Source organism: Dyella sp. SYSU CM1112 (genome assembly GCF_058216415.1).
Map to the genome: position 1 here is coordinate 1 of NZ_JBZEGI010000039.1, position 1651 is coordinate 1651.

At 61.2% G+C, this 1651-nt stretch carries 1 protein-coding gene; it reads left to right on the forward strand.

Annotated features, from left to right (window positions below; genetic code table 11):
• Positions 1–32: 32 nt before the first annotated feature.
• On the forward strand, positions 33–1651 hold a 1619-nt coding region (gene tssF / locus AC4HNJ_RS21500), incomplete at its 3' end, for a type VI secretion system baseplate subunit TssF (RefSeq protein WP_490481662.1).

Genomic DNA, 1651 nt, shown 5'->3' on the forward strand with positions numbered 1-1651 from the left:
CTTCCCATGCGTTCCTTTTCCTTCTGACTCCTATGCCACACCCAACCCAAGACAACGACATCCTGCGCTATTACGAAGCCGAAATGCGCTATCTGCGCGAGGCGAGCAACGCCTTTGCGCGCGCATTCCCCGAGCGCGCCCGCGCGCTGGGCCTTGGTCACGTTGGCGAGCGCGATCCGCACGTGGAGCGACTGTTTGAAGGGTTCGCGTTTTTGATGGGTCGCTTGCGCCACAAACTCGACGACGCGTTGCCAGAGCTGACCGAAGGAGTGGTCAGCATGTTGTGGCCCCATTACCTGCGCATGATTCCGTCGCTGTCGATCCTGGAGCTTCGGCCCGACCACGACGCGCTGCAACACCACGAACGGTTGGAGCCAGGGCTTGAAGTTCTCGCCGATCCCATTGCACTGAACACGGGCGAGCCGGCCACGGTGGAATGTGTCTACCGCACGACGCAGCCCGTAGATATCTACCCCTTGCGCCTCACCGAGGCACAGGTCACGACGCGTGACGATGGCCGCTCGGTGTTGCGCTTTCGTCTGACTATCCCATCGCAAGCCCAACGCCAGTCACTCACGGTGCCGCGCTTGCGCCTGTACCTGCACGCTGACCGCCCCGTTGCGATGACCTTGTACGCAGCCATGACGGCCGAACCACTGACGCTGCAGGTCCGCGTGCCCGGCTACCCGAAGGAACGGCCAGGTGCTGCGCAATCGATGCCGGGGCTGCGGCTGCAAGCGGCTGGCTTTGCCGACGACGAACGGTTATGGCCCAAAGCCGACAACACGTTTGGCGGCTATCAACTGCTGCTGGAGTATTTCACGTTTCCTGAGAAGTTCATGTTCGTGGACCTCTTGGGCTTGGACATGCAGGCGATCCCGCATGACGCGCCGTACCTCGATATCGAGGTGGTGTTGCATAAGCCGTATCCTCATAGCATGGGTTTTTCCGCGGAGAACGTGCGGCTGTACTGCACGCCGATCATCAATCTGTTCCCCATGGAAACCGATCCAGTCACGACCACGCGTTGGGACACCGACTATCGCGTAATGGCCAATGAGGATTACAGCGCACACGTGGACGTCTATGCGGTCGATGCCGTCCAAGGTTTGGAGGCCGGTTCAGCCAAACGCTTCGAATACGTGCCGTTCGCCGCGTTTCGCCATCGCGGCGGCATGCTGCGTCACGAAAAGCCCGAACGCTATTTTCATACGCGCATGTGCCGCGCTCCGACTGGCCGCTTCGAGACCTGGGTAGTGCTCGGTGGCCACGCATGGGAACACCAGACGACATTGCCGTGCGAAACGCTCTCCCTCTCCGTGACCGGTACGAATGGCATGCTGCCGCGCAATGGCCTGAGCGAAGGCAGCATCACCCGAATGCGTGGTGGCTTCACCCATGTGGATGCGGTGCGCAATCTCATGGCTCCGACGCTCCCGGTGTATCCGCCCACCGGCGACCGCTTCCACTGGCGCGTACTGTCGCATCTGGCGCCCAACTATCTTTCTATGCTCGATCTACAACAGCTGCGCGGTGCGCTCGCGCTGTACGACTGGACCGAGGGTGACCTCAATCGACAGCGTATCGACGCGATTACCGGTGTACGCCATCGCGGGGTACAGAAACTCGTCAAGAACGGCTTGCTGCGCGG